This window comes from Lottiidibacillus patelloidae (assembly GCF_002262935.1).
Lineage (GTDB): Bacteria > Bacillota > Bacilli > Bacillales > SA5d-4 > Lottiidibacillus > Lottiidibacillus patelloidae.
In genome coordinates, this window is record NZ_NPIA01000001.1 from 1 (window position 1) to 19,716 (window position 19,716).

The 19,716-nt window shown below is 36.9% G+C and carries 16 protein-coding genes, 18 tRNA genes and 2 rRNA genes; 34 read left to right on the forward strand and 2 right to left on the reverse strand.

Features of this window, described 5'->3' with window-relative positions:
• The 20 genes from CIB95_RS00005 to CIB95_RS00100 all read left to right on the forward strand — a co-directional run.
• Window positions 1-99: ribosomal RNA gene (locus tag CIB95_RS00005) — 23S ribosomal RNA — on the forward strand; the annotation flags it as partial.
• Window positions 100-224: 125 nt separating this feature from the next.
• A 5S ribosomal RNA gene (rrf, locus tag CIB95_RS00010) occupies window positions 225-341 on the forward strand.
• A gap of 10 nt (window positions 342-351) precedes the next feature.
• Window positions 352-426 (forward strand) — tRNA-Asn (locus CIB95_RS00015).
• Window positions 427-429: 3 nt separating this feature from the next.
• Window positions 430-521 (forward strand) — tRNA-Ser (locus CIB95_RS00020).
• A 13-nt stretch (window positions 522-534) separates the two neighbouring features.
• Window positions 535-609, forward strand: a tRNA-Glu gene (locus CIB95_RS00025).
• 10 nt (window positions 610-619) lie between these two features.
• A tRNA-Val gene (locus CIB95_RS00030) sits at window positions 620-695 on the forward strand.
• 17 nt (window positions 696-712) lie between these two features.
• Window positions 713-789: transfer RNA gene (locus CIB95_RS00035), tRNA-Met, on the forward strand.
• A 3-nt stretch (window positions 790-792) separates the two neighbouring features.
• Window positions 793-868 (forward strand) — tRNA-Asp (locus tag CIB95_RS00040).
• 48 nt (window positions 869-916) lie between these two features.
• Window positions 917-992: transfer RNA gene (locus CIB95_RS00045), tRNA-Phe, on the forward strand.
• Between the two features lie 11 nt (window positions 993-1,003).
• A tRNA-Thr gene (locus CIB95_RS00050) sits at window positions 1,004-1,076 on the forward strand.
• Between the two features lie 66 nt (window positions 1,077-1,142).
• Window positions 1,143-1,227 (forward strand) — tRNA-Tyr (locus tag CIB95_RS00055).
• 21 nt (window positions 1,228-1,248) lie between these two features.
• Window positions 1,249-1,322 (forward strand) — tRNA-Trp (locus CIB95_RS00060).
• Between the two features lie 31 nt (window positions 1,323-1,353).
• Window positions 1,354-1,426: transfer RNA gene (locus CIB95_RS00065), tRNA-His, on the forward strand.
• An 18-nt stretch (window positions 1,427-1,444) separates the two neighbouring features.
• Window positions 1,445-1,519, forward strand: a tRNA-Gln gene (locus CIB95_RS00070).
• Between the two features lie 3 nt (window positions 1,520-1,522).
• A tRNA-Gly gene (locus CIB95_RS00075) sits at window positions 1,523-1,597 on the forward strand.
• A gap of 4 nt (window positions 1,598-1,601) precedes the next feature.
• Window positions 1,602-1,675: transfer RNA gene (locus CIB95_RS00080), tRNA-Cys, on the forward strand.
• A gap of 26 nt (window positions 1,676-1,701) precedes the next feature.
• A tRNA-Leu gene (locus CIB95_RS00085) sits at window positions 1,702-1,790 on the forward strand.
• A 141-nt stretch (window positions 1,791-1,931) separates the two neighbouring features.
• Complete coding sequence (locus CIB95_RS00090; protein WP_094920242.1) at window positions 1,932-3,929, forward strand: bifunctional diguanylate cyclase/phosphodiesterase; 1,998 nt, start codon at window positions 1,932-1,934, stop codon at window positions 3,927-3,929.
• Window positions 3,930-4,153: 224 nt separating this feature from the next.
• Window positions 4,154-5,062 (forward strand): DMT family transporter, encoded by a 909-nt coding sequence (locus tag CIB95_RS00095; protein ID WP_094922057.1) that lies wholly within the window; start codon window positions 4,154-4,156, stop codon window positions 5,060-5,062.
• Between the two features lie 122 nt (window positions 5,063-5,184).
• Window positions 5,185-5,265: transfer RNA gene (locus CIB95_RS00100), tRNA-Leu, on the forward strand.
• A gap of 65 nt (window positions 5,266-5,330) precedes the next feature.
• Here CIB95_RS00100 and CIB95_RS00105 read toward each other — a convergent pair.
• Window positions 5,331-5,717, reverse strand: a complete 387-nt coding sequence (locus CIB95_RS00105; protein ID WP_094920245.1) for a nuclear transport factor 2 family protein — start codon at window positions 5,715-5,717, stop codon at window positions 5,331-5,333.
• A gap of 258 nt (window positions 5,718-5,975) precedes the next feature.
• On the opposite strand from CIB95_RS00105, the gene CIB95_RS00110 reads away from it, so the two are divergent.
• From CIB95_RS00110 to CIB95_RS00145, 8 genes are all read left to right on the forward strand, one after another.
• On the forward strand, window positions 5,976-6,353 hold the full coding sequence (locus tag CIB95_RS00110) for a VOC family protein (protein WP_094920247.1): 378 nt from the start codon (window positions 5,976-5,978) through the stop codon (window positions 6,351-6,353).
• 165 nt (window positions 6,354-6,518) lie between these two features.
• Window positions 6,519-7,292, forward strand: a complete 774-nt coding sequence (locus tag CIB95_RS00115) for an arylamine N-acetyltransferase family protein (protein WP_094920250.1) — start codon at window positions 6,519-6,521, stop codon at window positions 7,290-7,292.
• Window positions 7,293-7,360: 68 nt separating this feature from the next.
• Window positions 7,361-8,119 (forward strand): SDR family NAD(P)-dependent oxidoreductase, encoded by a 759-nt coding sequence (locus tag CIB95_RS00120; protein WP_094920252.1) that lies wholly within the window; start codon window positions 7,361-7,363, stop codon window positions 8,117-8,119.
• Window positions 8,120-8,206: 87 nt separating this feature from the next.
• Window positions 8,207-9,787 (forward strand): FAD-dependent oxidoreductase, encoded by a 1,581-nt coding sequence (locus CIB95_RS00125; protein WP_094920255.1) that lies wholly within the window; start codon window positions 8,207-8,209, stop codon window positions 9,785-9,787.
• Window positions 9,788-9,908: 121 nt separating this feature from the next.
• On the forward strand, window positions 9,909-11,642 hold the full coding sequence (locus CIB95_RS00130) for a LysM peptidoglycan-binding domain-containing protein (RefSeq protein WP_094920257.1): 1,734 nt from the start codon (window positions 9,909-9,911) through the stop codon (window positions 11,640-11,642).
• A 145-nt stretch (window positions 11,643-11,787) separates the two neighbouring features.
• Window positions 11,788-12,240, forward strand: a complete 453-nt coding sequence (locus tag CIB95_RS00135; RefSeq protein ID WP_094920260.1) for a DUF2269 family protein — start codon at window positions 11,788-11,790, stop codon at window positions 12,238-12,240.
• 130 nt (window positions 12,241-12,370) lie between these two features.
• A tRNA-Gly gene (locus CIB95_RS00140) sits at window positions 12,371-12,444 on the forward strand.
• Window positions 12,445-12,532: 88 nt separating this feature from the next.
• Window positions 12,533-12,606 (forward strand) — tRNA-Gly (locus CIB95_RS00145).
• A 78-nt stretch (window positions 12,607-12,684) separates the two neighbouring features.
• On the opposite strand, the gene CIB95_RS00150 is transcribed toward CIB95_RS00145, so the two are convergent.
• A complete protein-coding gene (locus tag CIB95_RS00150) occupies window positions 12,685-13,353 on the reverse strand; it encodes a B3/B4 domain-containing protein (RefSeq protein ID WP_094920263.1) in 669 nt (222 codons plus the stop codon).
• Window positions 13,354-13,479: 126 nt separating this feature from the next.
• Between CIB95_RS00150 and queG the strand changes: the two genes are divergently transcribed.
• The 6 genes from queG to lepB all read left to right on the forward strand — a co-directional run bounded on the left by queG (window position 13,480) and on the right by lepB (window position 19,631).
• On the forward strand, window positions 13,480-14,613 hold the full coding sequence (gene queG, locus CIB95_RS00155; RefSeq protein WP_094920266.1) for a tRNA epoxyqueuosine(34) reductase QueG: 1,134 nt from the start codon (window positions 13,480-13,482) through the stop codon (window positions 14,611-14,613).
• A gap of 33 nt (window positions 14,614-14,646) precedes the next feature.
• Window positions 14,647-15,147, forward strand: coding sequence for a methylated-DNA--[protein]-cysteine S-methyltransferase (locus CIB95_RS00160; RefSeq protein WP_094922060.1), 501 nt, complete (start codon window positions 14,647-14,649; stop codon window positions 15,145-15,147).
• An 84-nt stretch (window positions 15,148-15,231) separates the two neighbouring features.
• Window positions 15,232-16,122: an amidase domain-containing protein gene (locus CIB95_RS00165; RefSeq protein ID WP_233143859.1), complete on the forward strand. Its 891-nt coding sequence runs from the start codon at window positions 15,232-15,234 to the stop codon at window positions 16,120-16,122.
• 86 nt (window positions 16,123-16,208) lie between these two features.
• Window positions 16,209-16,682 (forward strand): tRNA (uridine(34)/cytosine(34)/5-carboxymethylaminomethyluridine(34)-2'-O)-methyltransferase TrmL, encoded by a 474-nt coding sequence (gene trmL, locus CIB95_RS00170; RefSeq protein ID WP_094920268.1) that lies wholly within the window; start codon window positions 16,209-16,211, stop codon window positions 16,680-16,682.
• 389 nt (window positions 16,683-17,071) lie between these two features.
• Entirely contained in the window at window positions 17,072-18,967 is a 1,896-nt protein-coding gene (locus tag CIB95_RS00175; RefSeq protein WP_094920271.1) for a PrkA family serine protein kinase, read from the forward strand.
• Window positions 18,968-19,076: 109 nt separating this feature from the next.
• On the forward strand, window positions 19,077-19,631 hold the full coding sequence (gene lepB, locus CIB95_RS00180) for a signal peptidase I (RefSeq protein ID WP_408607177.1): 555 nt from the start codon (window positions 19,077-19,079) through the stop codon (window positions 19,629-19,631).
• Window positions 19,632-19,716: the final 85 nt, after the last annotated feature.

Below are 19,716 nucleotides of genomic sequence, written 5' to 3' on the forward strand. Positions count from 1 at the left end.
AAGTAAGATCCCTTAGAGATGATGAGGTTGATAGGTCTGGTGTGGAAGCGTGGTAACACGTGAAGCTGACAGATACTAATCGATCGAGGACTTAACCAAATTTTTAAATGTATGTGATTGTCGTTATCTAGTTTTGAAGGAACGATGTTCCTTTTTATTACAAGAAAATACCATTGTCTAAGTGTAAACTATCATGGTATAATTCATCTTGTCTTTAAAATATGTCTGGTAATGATGGCGAAGAGGCCACACCCGTTCCCATACCGAACACGGAAGTTAAGCTCTTCAGCGCCGATGGTAGTTGGGGGCTGTCCCCCTGTGAGAGTAGGACGTTGCCAGGCATTAAATTAATCCACAGTAGCTCAGTGGTAGAGCTATCGGCTGTTAACCGATCGGTCGCAGGTTCGAGTCCTGCCTGTGGAGCCATTTGGAGAGCTGTCCGAGTGGTCGAAGGAGCACGATTGGAAATCGTGTAGGCGGCTAACGCTGTCTCGAGGGTTCGAATCCCTCGCTCTCCGCCACAAGGTTTTTTGTGGCCCGTTGGTCAAGCGGTTAAGACACCGCCCTTTCACGGCGGTAACACGGGTTCGAATCCCGTACGGGTCACCATATATATATTGGAGGATTAGCTCAGCTGGGAGAGCACCTGCCTTACAAGCAGGGGGTCGGCGGTTCGATCCCGTCATCCTCCACCATTTTAACTTAATATTATCGCGGGGTGGAGCAGTTCGGTAGCTCGTCGGGCTCATAACCCGAAGGTCGTAGGTTCAAATCCTGCCCCCGCAACCAAATGGTCCCGTGGTGTAGCGGTTAACATGCCTGCCTGTCACGCAGGAGATCGCCGGTTCGATCCCGGTCGGGACCGCCATTTTTAGATTGCAATCACTGTTTATTAGCATAATGCATATATTGTTATGGCTCGGTAGCTCAGTCGGTAGAGCAGAGGACTGAAAATCCTCGTGTCGGCGGTTCGATTCCGTCCCGAGCCACCATTTATTCATATGCCGGTGTAGCTCAGTTGGTAGAGCAACTGACTTGTAATCAGTAGGTCGGGGGTTCAAGTCCTCTTGCCGGCATCTTTAATAAAGTTATTGTTGACATTATTAAAGAATGAATATATAATATTAATTGTCTTTCTTAACGGAGGGGTAGCGAAGTGGCTAAACGCGGCGGACTGTAAATCCGCTCCCTACGGGTTCGGCAGTTCGAATCTGCCCCCCTCCACCACTTTTAATAATTAGTTATTAAAGGGGCATAGTTTAAAGGTAGAACTAAGGTCTCCAAAACCTTCAGTGTGGGTTCGATTCCTACTGCCCCTGCCATAATTTAAATTAAATAATTAATAATACAATGGCGGGTGTGGCGAAGTGGTTAACGCATCGGATTGTGGTTCCGACATTCGTGGGTTCGATTCCCATCACTCGCCCTTTAATTTTTAAAATTTTGGGCTATCGCCAAGCGGTAAGGCAACGGATTTTGATTCCGTCATGCGTAGGTTCGAATCCTGCTAGCCCAGCCATACGCGGAAGTAGTTCAGTGGTAGAACACCACCTTGCCAAGGTGGGGGTCGCGAGTTCGAACCTCGTCTTCCGCTCCAAGATGGCGGCATAGCCAAGTGGTAAGGCAGAGGTCTGCAAAACCTTTATCACCGGTTCAAATCCGGTTGCCGCCTCCAAAATTTTAATACTGCCAAATATATTTGCCGGGGTGGTGGAATTGGCAGACACACAGGACTTAAAATCCTGCGGTAGGTGACTACCGTGCCGGTTCAAGTCCGGCCCTCGGCACCATACTTAAATGACCAACCAACATACATTATGTATGTTGGTTTTTTCGTGTTTATTATATTTGTAAAGCGATTCAAATTTCCCCTTTTTTTTACAATATGTGATAGAATATAAAAATATATTCTCCTAGAAAGGGTGTGCACAATGGTTTTAGAAAAATTAAAACTAAAAGCCATTGCCTATCCACTCTCTGCACTTTTTATCTTAGCTTCTATAATAATAGATGGTTTTATTTTTGAGAATCGTGTTGAAGCAATATGGATGGCAAATATTTTATCGATACTCGTTGTTGCTTATATTAGAGGCTTTAAATCAGGGATTATTATTTCAGGAATGGTCACAGGGTCACATGTCTTATTTAGTATATTAATTTTCTCAGATACCTCTCTAATTAATACGGTATTTTTTGCTGTATTTTTCTTTACTATTTCCGTCCTTTTTTGTTATTTAGTTGATATAGTGCAACGAAGAGTGAACATCCTTGAAGCATTTCGAAAAAGCCCAAATGCAATGTTTTGGGTCCGTCTTTTTAATCCAGAAAGAGTTTTTGTAGCAGAAGGTATTGCTCGACTTTATGGAGCTGATCAAAAAGACTTTGAAGAAAATCCAGATTTTTGGTTTGAAAATGTAGTAAAAGAAGATAAGGATAGAGTAAAAGCGCATGAAACAAAGTATTTGAATGGGGAAAACAGTAAGATTGAATTTCGAATAAGACTTAATAATGGTGAGACTAGATGGATTGAAAGTTACGCAATACCAATTATTAATAAAAGTGGAAAACCATTTATGGTATGTGGGTCTGTTATAGATATTACTTCCAAAAAGGAAGCTGAAGTAAAGCTAGAGTACATGGCATATCATGACTCAATTAGTGGCTTGAAAAACCGATTTAAGTTAGAGGAAGATTTACATGAAACCTGTCTGAATGCAAAAGAAGGTAATGAAGGATTTTCTTTATTATTTTTAGATGTAGGACGATTAAAGGAAATTAATGATACATTAGGTCATAATTCAGGAGATCAACTGTTAAAAGAAGTAGGTAAACGATTAATTGATCTTCTTGGTATACAAAGTTATCTTTATCGTTATATTAGCCAAGAGTTTATTATTTTGCTTAGGAATACAAATAGAGAAAAAACAGAAAGTATCGTTAATGATATTATTACATGCTTATCTAATCCTGTAACATTGTTAAATGGCCGTGAGGTTTATCTTACACCTAAAATCGGAATAGTATGTTCAAATGAAGTGGAAGAGCTAAAACCAGAATACTTAATAACAGCAGCTAGTTTAGCCTGTGTCTCTTCAAAGAAAACGAACGCAGGAGCATATGTATACTATAACTTTACATTACGTAATGCAAGTAATCGAACCTTATTATTGGAAGATAGGCTCCAAAAAGTGCTAGCTAACAATGAGTTGGAAATGTACTATCAAGCAAAGGTAAATCTAATGAAGCAAAATATAGTTGGAGTTGAAGCTTTACTTAGATGGAATGATAAATCAGAAGGATTTATTTCACCAATGGAATTCATTCCTATTGCTGAAAATAATGGGACAATAATTCAAATTGGTAAGTGGGTGCTAGAAGAAGCATGCCAACAAGCCAAAAAATGGTTTGATGAAGGTCATCCAATTACTGTTTCTGTAAATGTATCAGTGATTCAGTTTAAGCATATAAACTTTGTGCAAACCGTAAAAGATGCCCTTTTGAAAACGAAACTCCCGCCACAATATTTAATACTTGAGATAACTGAGAGTTTACTTATTTCACCAGATGAAACGATAGAAGTATTTCACGAACTAAAAGAGCTCGGAGTCAAAATATCTTTAGATGATTTTGGCACAGGTTATTCAAGCCTAAGTGTCTTAGTAAATCTACCTATCGATGAACTTAAGATTGATCGTTCATTTGTAATAGATATGATGAGATCAGAGAAAAAGCGTTCTATTATAAAAAATATAATTAAATTAGGGAATGACTTAAATATAAGCACAGTTGCAGAAGGAATAGAAACAGAAGATGATTTAAGTTTCTTAAAAGGTGAATTGTGTGAACTTGGGCAAGGATATTTATTTTTAAAGCCAGTTCCAGCAAATGAATTAATTTTTGATGGAAATGGTGTCTTAGTGAAAAAGTAAGTGGATAATACTTTTTCGCTATCATGCTAAATTCAAGTCCATAGTTAAGTGATCTAACGACATAACTTATTGTGTGTCGTTTTTCTTGTTATAGAAAGGGTTACTAGCTATTTCGAGCTAAATAAAAGATACCTACATATATTAATAGACTTTAATTCTTTCGTTTTTACAAATTTCATATATACTTACAACTAGAATATAAAAAATGCGCGAGGTTAAATATGATGAACCAACCAAAAATAAACCCTTATTTCATGTTAGCAATTGGTGTAATTGCTGTATCAAGTTCAGCAATTTTAGTAAAGCTTTCTTCTGCACCTGCTCCTGTCATTGCTTTTTATCGTTTATTTTTTTCCGTAGTAATTATGCTGCCTTTATTTTTAATAAAATATCGTCATGAACTTAAACTTATAACAAAACGAGATTGGCTATTTTCAGCAGTCTCTGGTGTATTTTTAGCATTTCATTTCATTTTATGGTTTGAATCATTGAATTACACATCTGTTGCAAGTTCAACGGTATTAGTTACATTACAGCCGATCTTTGCTTTCGTAGGAACATACCTTTTCTTCAAAGAAAAGCTTAAGCTTCAAGCAATACTAAGTGGAGCTCTAGGAATAAGTGGAAGTATTATTGTTAGTTGGGGCGATTTTGCTATAAGTGGTATGGCTTTATATGGAGACTTTTTAGCGTTACTCGCTTGTGCGATGGTTACAGCATATTTATTATTTGGGCAGACAGTCCGTAAAAGGTTATCACTTATTACGTATACATTTGTTGTCTATGGTATTTGTACGTTCACGTTATTTTTATATGTGGTTACACTTCAATATGAACTTTATCCATATCCACAGTCTGATTGGCTTTATTTTGTATTGCTTGCTATTGTGCCGACGTTACTAGGGCATACGCTATTTAATTGGTCGTTGAAGTGGTTAAGTACTTCTACAATTTCGATGAGTATACTTTTTGAGCCAATTGGTGCTTCGATATTAGCGTATTATATATTAGGAGAAATGGTATTGTGGACACAGGTCATTGGTGGTGGAGTCATTATTATTGGAATCTTGATGTTTTTAATGAGTGAAAGAAAAGCAAGAAGGTCATTCCAGAAAGCAAGTATAACGGAGTAGTGTTGCTATAATTAAATCTTCGAATTGAGTGGAGCTATTGAGGTAGGAAAACTCTAGTTGACATAGCTCTATTAAGATGTTAAGTTATATCTTGTCCGATATAGTAATAACTATAGTAATATGCCGGTGTGGCGGAATTGGCAGACGCGCACGACTCAAAATCGTGTTCCTCTGGAGTGCCGGTTCGACCCCGGCCACCGGTATCAAACTAATACAAAAACACTCACTTTGTGAGTGTTTTTTTGTTTTACACATTTGTTGAAGTTAATCAAAACATCCCATTCTCATTCGGAGAATTTTCGGGGATTTGTTGGCCGACATCCCACATTTCAACGATTTCGTCATTTTCAAAGCGGAAGATATGGACAATAGCTGCTCCGATATCATCGGCATTTTGCTTCACATGCGAATATACAACAACTCTATCACCTTCTTGCAACGCAAGCTTAACTTCAAAAATCTTGTTAGGGGCATCTACATGATTTTCCTCCATTGCAACGATGAGTGATTCTGCATCACCATGGAAATAAGGGTTGTGATGACATAAATCAGCGCTTGTGTACCGCTTGAATGCATCACGAATGTTCCCAGCTACGACGAGTTTCAAAAAAGCGATTGCTTCTTCTTTCATTGAAATATTTGATTCTATATTCATTTGGTTCATCCTTTCATTCTATAAATTTCCTTTAAACTATTAATTGAAGCTTATGATAGATATGAATCTATGTCAATTTCCTTCCTTAGTAAGAGATGACATAATTGTCTCAGATTAATAATAGTCGAAGGTATATAATAGACACGTAGCGATGATGAAAGATGTATACGAAGGAGATGTGCTTACATAACATAGACAAAAATGCAAAATCAATTGCGTAATAGTATAATTTTAATATGTAACCTAAGGAGTGATTAGATGATAAATAAAATTGCAAAAGTATCTATCTATGTCGAGGACCAAGAACAAGCAAAGGACTTTTGGTTAAATAAAGTCGGGTTTGAAATAAAGCTGGAACAGCCAATGGGACCTGACTTTTCCTGGATTGAGGTCGGACCAAGTGATAGTAATGGTACGACGTTAATTCTTTATTCGAAAGTGGCGATGCAGCAACAACAACCTTCTAAAGTGTCACATCCATCCATACTTTTTAGTACAACGGATATTGAGTCAGCATATGAGAAAATGAAGCAAAACGATGTAAAGGTCGGTGATATGATGAGAATGCCATATGGCACAATGTTCGCTTTCTATGACCAAGATGGAAATGATTATTTATTAAGAGAAGATAAATAGCACAGTACTGTAAAATTGAAACTACTTATTAATGTTGGAAAGCAGCATTATAAGTAGTTTTTTACTTAGCAAAAAGAGGCAAATGAGCGTTTTGTGTGGAATAAAATGATATACAGGTGGCTAACGCAAAACCAACATCGTCTTTATTAAGAAGGAGTGTTGCACTTGAACATCAATTCATTATTCCGAAAAAGAATTGGAATTTCTGAAAACGAAGAAATTACTTTTGAAAAGCTCGCTTACATATTAGTGAAAACTTCACAAACGATACCTTTTGAGAATTTGGTAGTGATTGATAATAGGGAAATTGAAATCTCAAATGAATACTTAGTGAATAAGGTCTTAGTAAATAATGAAGGAGGTCTTTGCTACGAAATAAATCCTTTATTATATCTCTTTTTAAGAGAGAACGGGTTTCATGTAAACTTGTTAAGCGGAAATGTTTATGACAAAGAAAATGAACAGTTTCAACCAATAGGGGATACACATGTCACAATTCTACTTAGTCATCAGAATAAGTCTTATATCATTGATTCTGGCTTTGGCGGGAATTTACCTTTAAAGCCAGTGCCGCTAAGTGGAGAAACAGTGAAGTCAATGAATGGCGAGTTTAAAATAAAGGGGTTAGATAGGCAAGCAGGCAGATATCTGTTTGAGATGAAGATAAAAGATAAATACACGGACTGGAAAGTTGGCTATGCATTTAATGTAGATACGCCAATCGAAAGTATGGATGAATTAAATAAAATAAAAGATATTATTTTTGAGCATGAACAGTCTCCCTTTAATAAACATCCATTGGTTTCATACTTCACAGAAAGAGGAAGAACAGTCCTCACGAATACCTATTTTAGAAGTTGGGAAAACGGTGTGATGAAAAATGAAGAAATAGATGATGAGAGATTTGCAAAGTTGGTATGTCGTATTTTTAGAATTTAATAGAAAAAAGTGTCGTAAATTTAACTAGCATACATAAAACCTAGGAAATATTAGAAAGGATGAGCAACTTGGATCTTGGCTTAACTGGAAAGAAGGTATTAGTTACTGGAGGATCAAAGGGAATTGGAGAAGGAATAGCAAAAGCATTTCTTGCAGAAGGGGCAATTGTTGGCATTGCCGCTAGAGGAGGAGAAGCTTTAGAGGAAGCGAAGGCAAACTACCCTTCCATTTATACCTATCAGTGTGATGTCACAAGCGAATCAGAGCGGACAGCGTTAGTTTCAACGTTCCTCGAAGAACATGGTGGAATAGATATTCTTATTAACAATGCCGGTGGAAGTAACGGTAGTACTGTGATGAAAACAGAAATGGAAGATTTCGAGCGGGCAATGGAGTTAAATTATTATTCTGCGGTCCACTTAAGTAAACTAGCTGCCACTGAAATGAAGAAACAGCAACAAGGAGTCATTATTAATATCACCTCGATTTTCGGCCGTGAAAGTGGTGGGAAAGTAACGTATAACAATGCCAAGGCAGCATTAATTAGCTTCACAAAATCCTTTGCCGATGAAGTCATTAATGATGGCATTCGCGTAAATAGTGTCGCGCCTGGCTCAATCCTACACCCAACAGGTAATTGGCAAAGACGTCTAAACGAAAACCCTGATCAGATTAAGCAATTTGTAAAAGATGAAATACCAGCTGGACGCTTTGGAACAGTGGAAGAAGTAGCAAATGTTGTGACATTTCTAGCTTCTGATAAAGCCTCATGGGTCGTAGGTGCAAGCTGGAATGTTGATGGTGGCCAGTCGAAGATGAATATGTGATGAGTTTACGTAAACTTAAATAAGTATGAATGTTTCCCTCCATTTCTACAAAAACTAAAGCATCTTTGTTTTTAATGGAGGGCACAAATGAAAGAAGAAAATGCACAAGCAGAACAACTACCTAAATCCCCAATATCCTACTGGATCGAAGGCACGGATATTCCGACGTTCAATCAGCTACAGGAAAATATTCATGCGGATGTCGTTATTGTCGGTGGTGGGATTACCGGCATTACGACAGCGTATCTTTTAATGAAAGAAGGCAAAAAGGTCGCTTTAATTGAAGCGGATCAACTGTTGAACGGAACGACAGGGCATACGACTGCTAAAATAACGGCGCAGCACGACTTAATTTATGATGAGTACATTACTCATTTTGGCGTTAACAAAGCAAGGCTATATTATGAAGCGAATATGGAAGCGCTACAGTTCATCAAGGATACAGTGCAAGAGCAAAACATTGATTGTGAATTCGAAACAGAAGATGCATTTTTATATGCGACGACGGAGGAATACGCTAGCAAACTAGAAAAAGAATACGAAGCGTATCAAAAACTGCACATTGATGGACAGCTAGTTGATCAAATTCCGTTTAATATAAAAATCACAAAAGGACTCTCTATGAAGGGACAAGCGCAATTTCACCCACTGAAATATCTCGCGCACCTCATCCAGCTCATGAAGGAAGAGGGCTGTCTATTATTTGAAAAGACGGTTGCGGTAAATATTGAAGAAAATGGTGAAGATGTTTCTGTATTAACGAGGGATGGCTACAGCATCACAGCGAAACATATCGTTTCAAGCTCCCATTTTCCCTTTTACGAAGGAACGGGGTTATATTCAACGAGAATGTACGCGGAACGTTCGTATATTTTAGCGGTGAAAACGAAGGATGAATATCCAGGTGGCATGTATTTAAGTGTTGATCAGCCAACTCGCTCGCTTCGTTCTGTTACGATAAATGGGGAAAAAATGGTTCTCGTCGGTGGTGATAGCCATAAGTCTGGCCAAGGAAAAGACACACTTGAGCATTACAATGCGTTAAAGACCTTTGCTCAGCAGACGTTGGCAAGTGAGGAAGTCGTCTATCGTTGGTCAGCACAAGACTTAATAACAATTGATAAGTTACCGTATGTTGGTGCCATCACACCTTCTAAGCCGAATATACTTATAGCGACTGGCTACAGAAAGTGGGGTATGACAAACGGGACTGCTGCAGCGAGGCTATTAACAGATCTCATCATGGAAAAAGACAATCCATATCAAGATGTCTATAGTCCATCTAGGTTTTACGCTGACCCTAGCTTAAAGCACTTTTTTAAAGAAAATGTAGATGTCGTTAAACATTTAATAAAAGGGAAACTAGAAGTCCCCGTTAAAGAAGTGCATGAGCTCGAAAATGATGAAGGCGCCGCTGTCTTAATTGATGGCCATCGCAAAGGTGCGTACAAAGACAAGGAAGGCAACGTTCATATTGTCGATACGACTTGTACGCATTTAGGTTGCGAAGTCAATTGGAATCATGGTGAACGGTCGTGGGATTGCCCGTGTCATGGCTCGAGATTTTCCTATAATGGTGAGGTCATGGAAGGGCCGGCAGAAAAGCCGTTGCAAAAATATGATTATAAGATTCTTGATAATTTAACATCAGAGGACTCTGGATATTAAATATACTTACAACGTCTACTTCATTTGAAGAAGGCGTTTTTTAATTTCATTCTGTTCATAATTGGTTAGTTTTGACGAATACTACATACATGGAAGTTTAAGGAGAGTGGTGAGTAAATTTATGGAACAATTTAACTATGAATTACGCAAGCAAAATAATGACACATTCGCGCTAGTTATTTTTCTTGAAAATACGGAATTTGCAGATGAACTAGGAAACAAACCGAGCGAGAGATCGGACCTTGTTACAAAAGCAAAACAAATTGTAAAAGAACGATATCCTAATATAAAGGTTACGATGTTGAAAGTGATTGCGGGTGGATTGGTCGTTACTTCCATTCCATTGACGACAGGATTTACAACAGCCAAAGCACATGCTGCAACAAATACGTCAGCAGAAGTTTATTATCACGTTAAGTCAGGTGATACGTTATGGGATTTATCAAAACGATTTAACGCTTCTATCGATCATATAAAACAAGCGAATCATTTAACTTCAGACCTTTTAAAAATCGACCAAGCGTTAATTATTCCGAAAGCAATCCATACCGTTGCGGCAGGAGATTACTTATCTGTTCTTGCGAAAAACTATGGCACAACAGTTGATGCGATAAAAGAAGCGAATGGCTTAACTAGTGATTTCGTAAAAATTGGCCAAACAATAATTATTCCTTCGATTCCAGGAGCTACTGAGGGAAGTGAGACAACAGCACAAACGGCAGTTGGAGTGACAGAGCAAACAGGCAATTCTTACACAGTTGTTGCAGGAGATAGTTTATCAGTTATTGCGGAGCGCTTTGGGACGACAGTTGCGGCCTTAAAAGCGTCGAACAATCTAACCTCTGACTTTCTCCGTGTCGGACAAGTATTATCAATTCCGACAAACGCAACTGTAACTTCTCATACAGTAATTGCTGGAGATAATTTATGGGATATAGCCAGAAAATATGGCACGACAGTCATTGCTTTAAAAAGTGCGAACCAATTAACGACTGATACGTTACAAATTGGGCAAAAATTAACAATTCCAACTCACGCAACGCAATCTACGGATACTGCAAGTAGCAAAAGAGAGACGTTTGTTTACACTGTCGTTTCTGGAGATAATTTAACGTTTATTGCCAAACGTTTTGGGGTAACGATAGATGCCATTCGCCAAGCGAATAATTTATCAACAGATTTATTACAAATCGGCCAAAAGTTAACCATTCAAAATGGCACGAATCAAATGCCAGCCCAACAAACTACAGTGCAAGAAAATACGGTTTCCTACATTACACATACTGTGCAATCTGGAGATAACATATGGGATTTAAGCGTCCGCTACGGTATACCTCAACGAGAGCTGTTACAAGCAAATAATTTAACGACGTCCAGTATGCTATCAATTGGGCAACAGCTTAAAGTGCCAGTTCACACTATTGCCGTAAAGGAAGTCGTAAGTGAACGCCATGGTGAATATTTAGATTGGTTTACCGAAGCACAATACGTGTTCACAATTGGTAAAACAGCAAAAGTAACTGATTTTGAGACAGGGAAAAGCTTTTATATTAAGCGGACGATAGGGGCGAATCATGCCGATTCAGAAACGGTTTCTTACAATGATACAAACATTGCAAAATCGATATGGGGTGGCTACTCTTGGGAAACAAGGGCAGTCATATTAGAAATCGATGGGCGAAAAATTGCAGCAAGTATGAGTTTCATGCCACATGATGTTGAATATATTTATGACAATGGTATTAAAGGACATTTCGATGTTTACTTTGGTGACAGTTTACGTCATAAAGATGGACAACCAGATCCGTACCATCAGGAAGAAGTAGAAAAAGCGGCAGGGATAGCTGGCTATTAAAAATTAATCATTGAAAACGTCTTTCTACAATTTGTAGGAAGGCGTTTTTTTTTTAAAAAGACATTTACAAATATTTGACATTTAACTTGTTGCTGCAACGTACACTATATATGAAGTTTATTAAAAGAAGAAATGGGGTAATAGGATGTCACTCTATGCCATTATTTTAATTATTCATCTCGTGTCTGCTGTCATTGGGTTAGGTGTATCGTTTGGAATGCCAATTGTGTTACGTTTAGTGAAAACGACGACGCAAGCAAAATTTGCTCATGAAGTAAATGTAGGTTTAGAAAAGTATGCAAAAATCGGAAGTATTACGTTGCTAGTAACAGGGTTGGTCATGGGTGCGCTTCATCCGTATTTGTTTAAAGAAATTTGGTATATTGCTTCAATTGTCATCTATATTGCTGTCCAACCAATCGTTGCGGGAATTCTCCCGAAGAAAACGGCAAAACAATTAGAATTACTTCAAGCGCATAAGGAAGAAGAGTTGCCAGAGGAATATCAAAAACTGACGAAAGAAATGCTGCCACTTCACAATGTGTTAATGGTGTCAGTTGTTATACTAGTGGTATTAATGTCGATAAAGCCTTTCTAAGAGAGAGAACTAAGCCAAACTATTTCATAGGCGCATTCACTAACTTTAAAAAAATATAAAAAAGCCTCTTGCAATATGATATCGAACTATGTATAATATTCATATCGTCGCAATTACAATAAGTTTTTGTGCGGGTGTAGTTTAATGGCAAAACCTCAGCCTTCCAAGCTGATGTTGTGAGTTCGATTCTCATCACCCGCTCCATTTATTTTATTTTTAAACTAATGTTTAAATATGGTTGCCAAATAAAGCGGTTATAATATATACTTCATAAAGTAATTATTATTCTTTTGCGGGTGTAGTTTAATGGCAAAACCTCAGCCTTCCAAGCTGATGTTGTGAGTTCGATTCTCATCACCCGCTCCAATACATAATCTCAATGACTTTCTACTTAAGGTAGAGGGTCATTTTCTATGTGAAAAGCTAAACGCATGAAATATGCACTTAGCTCTCCACCACTTCTGATTTAATGACATGTCCGCCATGTACTTGAATAAACATTTTTTCTACAGCGCGCAACATCTCAGTTGCATGTTCATTGCTAATTGACGGAGTAAAATAAATGATTTGTAATGCACGTGTTGTGTCAGTCGTAATCATTGTTCTTTTTGAATCTACAATTGGACTTCCAAAAGGACCGACAGCATCACTTGAAACTAATTTCCCCCCCATATTTACAAGCCTTCCATTTAAGGCATCATACTGACTATCTTCACCACCAATAGATAAAATAACTGGCTCTTGGATTATATCCTTATTATAAATGCCAAATGGAATAGCATATTGTAAGGAGAAAAAGTTATTAATATCAATTGCAGAGTTATCGGTAATAATACTATTTCCTTTTTTAACTCTTCGGTAAAGTGCTTCTGAAGATGGGCGATATTTACTAGGGTCTGTGCCGACTTGTTTAAAAATTGTTCTCCATTCCATTAAACTAGGATACTCACTTATTGCTTTTGTTTCCAATTCAAATTGCAAGGACTGTTCAAAAAACTGTAATCTCCCTTTTATCATTTTAGGAGTTTCGCTAATTGTTATATCGTCATATTCAATTACACCAATTTTAAATCTAGGTAATTTTTCTTTAATGTCATCAGTTATCTTAATCATTTTATGCCTCCATCATTTTCCCACTGGTAACGTACTACTATTGCAAGTTCCTCTACATGTAATTATTATCATAGTATAATGAAGATTAATCGTACGCAAATGTTTAACTTTTGGAGGTGTATGGGTATGGATATAAAAGAGCTCAAGCAAGAGATCATTCAGTACAGTAAACAAATTGGTATTGATAAGATTGGTTTTGCGTCAGCTGTACCATTTCAAACGCTAAAACACCAATTGAAAACGCAACAAGATTTAGGCTATCAATCAGGATTTGAGGAGCCAGATATAGAAAAGAGAACGAATCCGTCGCTACTATTAAATGAAGCTCATTCGATTATTTCCATTGCCCTAGCTTATCCTTCTAAACTAAAAAATGCACCAAAAGGGACGAAAGAAGATCGACGTGGTATTTTCTGTCGAGCTTCATGGGGAATAGACTATCACGATATATTAAGAGATCGTTTAAATAAGTTAGAAAAGTTTATTAGTGCAAAGGTTCCTGGCGTAAAAACAAAATCAATGGTTGATACAGGGGAATTATCAGATCGAGCTGTTGCAGAGAGAGCAGGTATAGGCTTTAGTGGGAAAAATACAGCTATCATTACTCCCGAGTTTGGCTCTTATGTTTATCTAGGTGAAATGATTACCAATATTCCATTCGAGCCGGACACACCGATTGAAGAGATGTGTGGAAGCTGTACAAAATGTATGGATGCCTGTCCAACAGGGGCGTTAGTGCAAGGTGGACAACTAAATTCGCAAAAGTGTATTGCATACCTTACACAGACGAAAGGTTTCTTGCCTGATGAATTTCGTGATGAAATTGGCAATCGTATATACGGTTGCGATACTTGCCAAACAGTTTGTCCGATAAATAAAAAAATGGACTTTCATTTTCATGAGGAAATGGAGCCAGACCCTGAAGTTGTAAAACCGAAATTAAAGCCGCTCTTAACGATAAGTAACCGTGACTTTAAAGAAAAATTTGGGCCAATTTCGGGTTCATGGCGTGGTAAAAAACCAATCCAAAGAAATGCCATTTTAGCGTTAGCGCATTTTAAAGATAAAACTGCTGTACTAGATTTAATTGAATTAGTTGAAAAAGATCCTCGACCAGTAATTCGCGGAACTGCTGCTTGGGCCATAGGAAAAATTGGTACAGAACATGCCAAACCATTTTTGTTGCAAGCCAAGGAAAAAGAAAAAGATGAAGAGGTTTTAAAAGAAATTGACAAAGGACTAATGTTATTGGGGGGATAAAAGGTGTTTAATAATCGATTTTTCTATAGTGAAATGAATAGCCCGATAGGCGTACTCACGATTATTTCTTACTTTGGAGAACTCTGCATGATAAACTTTGATACGAAAGAAAATACGCTTCCAGTAATGAAAGAGAAACTAAAGTTTGGCATACCTATATTAAATGTAATTGAAAATGATAACGAAGAAGTTATATTAAAAACAAAACATCAACTAAGTGAATATTTTGCAGGGAAAAGGAAAACATTCGATGTGCCAATCATTACTGGTGGTACGCCTTTTCAAAGGACTGTTTGGGACGAGCTGCAAAACATTCCTTATGGCGAAGTTGTAACGTATAAAGATATTGCAAAGAAGATTGGTAATGAAAAAGCTGTTCGTGCCGTTGGAGGAGCAAATAATAAAAATGTCCTTCCAATCGTTATCCCATGTCACCGGGTAATTGGTGTAAACAAAAAACTTGTCGGTTATGCAGGTGGTATTGATGCAAAGAAAAAACTACTAAAAATTGAAAATTGTAAGCTTTTCGCTTAAGTCGCTCGGATAGAGCAGCTTCTTTTTTATGTCACATTGCTCAGACCTTTCATATTTTAATAATATCGATAAGGAGGAGCAACCATGAACATCAAATCGCAAATTGAAAAACTTATTCAAAATAGTCAAACTGAAATTATTTATGATGCTTCAAATGGTAATAAACCGGCAGATGAAATCGAGCGCATACAACGTTGGAAAGATATAAATAAAGAGCGTAAAGCAGAAATTGTTAAAGTAAATGCTCGTGGGAAAATTTATAACAGCTCAAAATACGGTAATTATCAAACTGTTGATTATTTGTTGCAGCACGAATATTTAATAAAACAGAAAAACAATCTGTATGTTGAAGAACGTTCGGAGAAAAGGAGAGCAACTTTCTTAAACGGAGTGTTACAAAAAGACGAAGCGATTGCCGAAAGAGGAGTAGAAAGAGAGCATAAAAAAGAAAAAATAGAACGCTATAAGTCAAATGATTCTAAGCGCTTTTATTACAACCGCATGCGTGCAGTACAGTATGCTGAAAATTGGTGGAATACCTATAATTCAAAATATAAAAAGTTTGAAAATGATTGTACTAATTTCATATCACAATGTCTACATGAAGGTGGTGCACCAATTTATGGTATGCCAAATCGCTCAAAAGGTTGGTGGTATACAAATAATAATTGGAGTTATAGCTGGAGTGTAGCGAACGCGTTAATGTGGTTCTTGGCAAGTTCAGAAAAAGGGTTGCAGGCCAAAGAAGTAACATCAGCAGAACAGTTAATCCCAGGGGACGTCATATGTTATGACTTTGATGGGGATGGAAATTGGCAACATAATACGATCGTAGTAGCTAAAGATACGAACAATATGCCATTAGTAAATGCCCATTCAACAAATAGTAGGATGAGGTATTGGGAGTATAAAGATTCACACGCCTGGACACCAAAAGTGAAGTATAAGTTTTACCATATTATAGATGACCATTAAGCTGCTTAAAAGTAGCTTAATTTTTTTGTGCCTACTTTGTAAAGTGATATAATAGTTGAGGAAAAATATTTTAATGAGGTGAAACAATGGGTATACATGTCGTTCAATTCCAACCAGAAATCCCACAAAACACAGGAAATATCGCAAGAACTTGTGCAGCTACAAATACAACACTACACTTAATTAGACCGTTAGGATTTTCAACGGATGACAAGCATTTGAAGCGAGCTGGATTAGACTATTGGGAACATGTGGATGTTAGGTACTATGATTCATTGGAAATTTTCTTCAATCAAAATGCAGATGGAGAGTTTTTCTTTTTAACGAAATATGGTACGAATACATATAGTGACTTCGATATGAGTCAATTAGATAAAGATTATTTCTTTATTTTTGGCCGTGAAACAAGCGGTTTACCAGACGAAGTAATTGCATCTAATAAAGACCGTTGTTTACGAGTGCCGATGACAGATAAAGTTCGTTCATTAAATTTATCAAATACAGCGGCAATTTTAGTTTATGAAGCATTACGCCAACAAGGTTTCCCGCAATTAAGTTAATCGAATCGCATTAAAAAACGACCATGATCCTAGATCATGGTCGTTTATCGTTAAAGAGTTAAGTATTACTTGTTCGCACCAGGCTTACCATTATATCCAGCAGTAAGAATTGCGATTAGGAATGTAATTAGAACTCCTAAAATAATAAGAAATGTCATGAGTTTGCCTCCTCTATTTACAAGTAGCTAATCTATGTACATTATAGCCCATTTATATAGGCGTGTGAATATATAAACTAATAAATAGTTTGTCAATTTTATTACGGATATATACATTTGGATAAATAATCCTATTTTATCTTTTTGAAGTGGAAAAGCATGATAAGCTACCTTTTGCATATGATGTATTAAGTTATCACTAAGAAATCATCTAATGATGAGGAGGTACTCATGGATATTATAAAAAAATTAGAAGACTACCGAGAACATGAAAAAAGCCTTTATTGGGAAGGTACCTTCGCCGAATACTTGGAATTACTTAAAGAGAGGCCGGAGGTAGCCCAATCTGCTCACTCGCGTGTTTATAATATGATTAAAAGTGCTGGAATAGAAAGTAACAATGGCAAAAATGTTTATAATTTCTTCAAAGGTCAAATATATGGACTTGAAGACTCTCTCGAAAGATTAGTGGAAGAATATTTTCACCCAGCTGCAAAAAGGTTAGATGTACGAAAGAGAATATTATTATTAATGGGACCAGTAAGTGGTGGTAAATCAACGATTGTGACAATGCTAAAGCGTGGATTAGAACAGTACTCCCGTACCGATGAAGGGGCAGTTTATGCAATTAAAGGGTGTCCGATGCATGAAGACCCACTACATTTAATACCGAACCATTTAAGAGAAGAGTTCCACAAAGAATACGGCATTCGTATTGAAGGAAACTTGTCTCCATTAAATGTCATGCGCTTGGAAAAAGATTATGATGGAAAGATAGAAGATGTCATGGTGCAAAGAGTCTTATTATCTGAGGATAAACGTGTTGGAATTGGAACATTTAGTCCATCTGATCCAAAATCTCAAGATATTGCAGATTTAACTGGTAGCATTGACTTTTCGACCATAGCTGAATATGGTTCTGAATCTGACCCGCGTGCCTATCGTTTTGACGGTGAGTTAAATAAAGCGAATCGAGGTATGATGGAATTCCAAGAAATGCTAAAATGTGATGAGAAATTCCTCTGGCACTTGCTATCTCTCACGCAAGAAGGGAACTTTAAAGCTGGTAGGTTTGCCTTAATTTCTGCAGATGAACTTATAGTTGCACATACTAACGAAACAGAATATCGTTCATTTATTTCAAATAAGAAAAATGAAGCATTACATTCACGAATTATCGTCATGCCAGTTCCTTATAATTTAAAGGTAACAGAAGAAGAACGCATTTATCAAAAAATGATTGATGAAAGTGATATGAAACATGTTCATATAGCACCTCACACACTTAGAGTAGCAGCAATGTTCTCAATCTTAACGAGATTAAAAGAACCTAAGAAAAATGGCTTAGATTTAGTAAAGAAAATGAGATTATATGATGGTGAAAATGTTGAAGGTTTTAATGCTGTAGATGTGGAAGAGTTAAAGAAAGAGTATAATGACGAAGGTATGAGCGGAATTGATCCACGATATGTCATCAACAGAATCTCCTCAACAATTATTAGGAAAGATGTACCGGCAATTAATGCCTTAGATGTTTTAAGGTCAATAAAAGATGGGCTTGATCAACATGCTTCTATATCTGATGAAGATAAAGAAAAGTATATGAACTTCATTTCAGTAGCAAGACGGGAGTATGACGATTTAGCAAAAAAAGAAGTACAGAAAGCATTTGTTTACTCATACGAAGAATCTGCGAAGACATTAATGGATAACTATTTAGATAATGTTGAAGCATATTGCAATAAAGCAAAAATTCGTGATCCTCTGACTGGTGATGAAATGACACCTGATGAAAAGCTAATGAGGTCAATAGAAGAGCAAATTGGCATCTCTGAAAATGCGAAAAAAGCATTTAGAGAAGAAATTCTCATTCGAATTTCTGCATATGCCCGTAAAGGAAAGAAGTTTGATTACAGATCACATGACAGACTTCGTGAAGCAATTCAGAAAAAACTATTCTCAGACTTAAAAGATGTTGTAAAAATAACGACATCTACAAAAACGCCTGATGAGACGCAGTTAAAGAAAATTAATGAAGTCATTGCAACATTAATAGATGAATATGGTTATAATTCAATTTCAGCAAATGAATTATTGCGTTATGTAGGAAGCTTATTGAATCGCTAGAATGAAAAGTGTGCCTAATTCAGGCACACTTTTTCCTAGTAAAGGCTTAAAAAGTTTCAGTTGAGTAGTTTCCGACACATTGATACAATAAGGGGTAGAGGTTGGAGGAATTAATATGCTCAAACGGAAAAAATCACTGGAATGGTTAAAAGCAATCATTATTGGATTATTAGTAGCATTTGTATTGCGAACTTTTTTGTTCTCCAGCTATGAAGTATATGGAGTATCGATGTTACCTACCGTTGAAGAAGGTGACAGATTGGTAATTAATAAAATTGGTTATTACATATGGGAGCCTGAACGTTTTGATTTAATTGTATTTCATGCTAATGAACAAGAGGATTTTATAAAGCGAGTGATCGGTCTCCCTGGAGAAACCGTTGAATATAAAGATGATAAACTATACATAAATGGTGAAAGTATTGAAGAAAAATACTTAGAAGAATATAAAGAGAGTTTAAATATCGGAAAACTTACCGGAGATTTTCAACTAAGGCATGTGACAGGTGTAACAATTGTGCCAGAAGGTCATATATTTGTTTTAGGTGATAATCGTAGGTTTAGTAAGGATAGTAGACATATCGGTTTTGTAAAGCTAGATGACGTTGTAGGAGAAGTTAATATGCGCTACTGGCCATTGAATCAATTTAAAATAATGAGGTAATGAAGAGCATGAAAGTTCATGTTCTTTTTTTATAAGTTAAATAGTCTGAATAAACTGTCAATTATTGCGCGAACGTGCATAATAT

Coding starts and splice junctions, on each gene's coding strand:
- CIB95_RS00110 (WP_094920247.1), top strand. CDS start 5,976: ATGATAAATAAAATTGCAAAAGTATCTATCTATGTCGAGGACCAAGAA.
- CIB95_RS00130 (WP_094920257.1), top strand. CDS start 9,909: ATGGAACAATTTAACTATGAATTACGCAAGCAAAATAATGACACATTC.
- CIB95_RS00125 (WP_094920255.1), top strand. CDS start 8,207: ATGAAAGAAGAAAATGCACAAGCAGAACAACTACCTAAATCCCCAATA.
- CIB95_RS00175 (WP_094920271.1), top strand. CDS start 17,072: ATGGATATTATAAAAAAATTAGAAGACTACCGAGAACATGAAAAAAGC.
- CIB95_RS00090 (WP_094920242.1), top strand. CDS start 1,932: ATGGTTTTAGAAAAATTAAAACTAAAAGCCATTGCCTATCCACTCTCT.
- queG (WP_094920266.1), top strand. CDS start 13,480: ATGGATATAAAAGAGCTCAAGCAAGAGATCATTCAGTACAGTAAACAA.
- CIB95_RS00165 (WP_233143859.1), top strand. CDS start 15,232: ATGAACATCAAATCGCAAATTGAAAAACTTATTCAAAATAGTCAAACT.
- CIB95_RS00150 (WP_094920263.1), bottom strand. CDS start 13,353: ATGATTAAGATAACTGATGACATTAAAGAAAAATTACCTAGATTTAAA.
- CIB95_RS00160 (WP_094922060.1), top strand. CDS start 14,647: ATGAATAGCCCGATAGGCGTACTCACGATTATTTCTTACTTTGGAGAA.
- trmL (WP_094920268.1), top strand. CDS start 16,209: ATGGGTATACATGTCGTTCAATTCCAACCAGAAATCCCACAAAACACA.
- CIB95_RS00135 (WP_094920260.1), top strand. CDS start 11,788: ATGTCACTCTATGCCATTATTTTAATTATTCATCTCGTGTCTGCTGTC.
- CIB95_RS00095 (WP_094922057.1), top strand. CDS start 4,154: ATGAACCAACCAAAAATAAACCCTTATTTCATGTTAGCAATTGGTGTA.
- CIB95_RS00105 (WP_094920245.1), bottom strand. CDS start 5,717: ATGAATATAGAATCAAATATTTCAATGAAAGAAGAAGCAATCGCTTTT.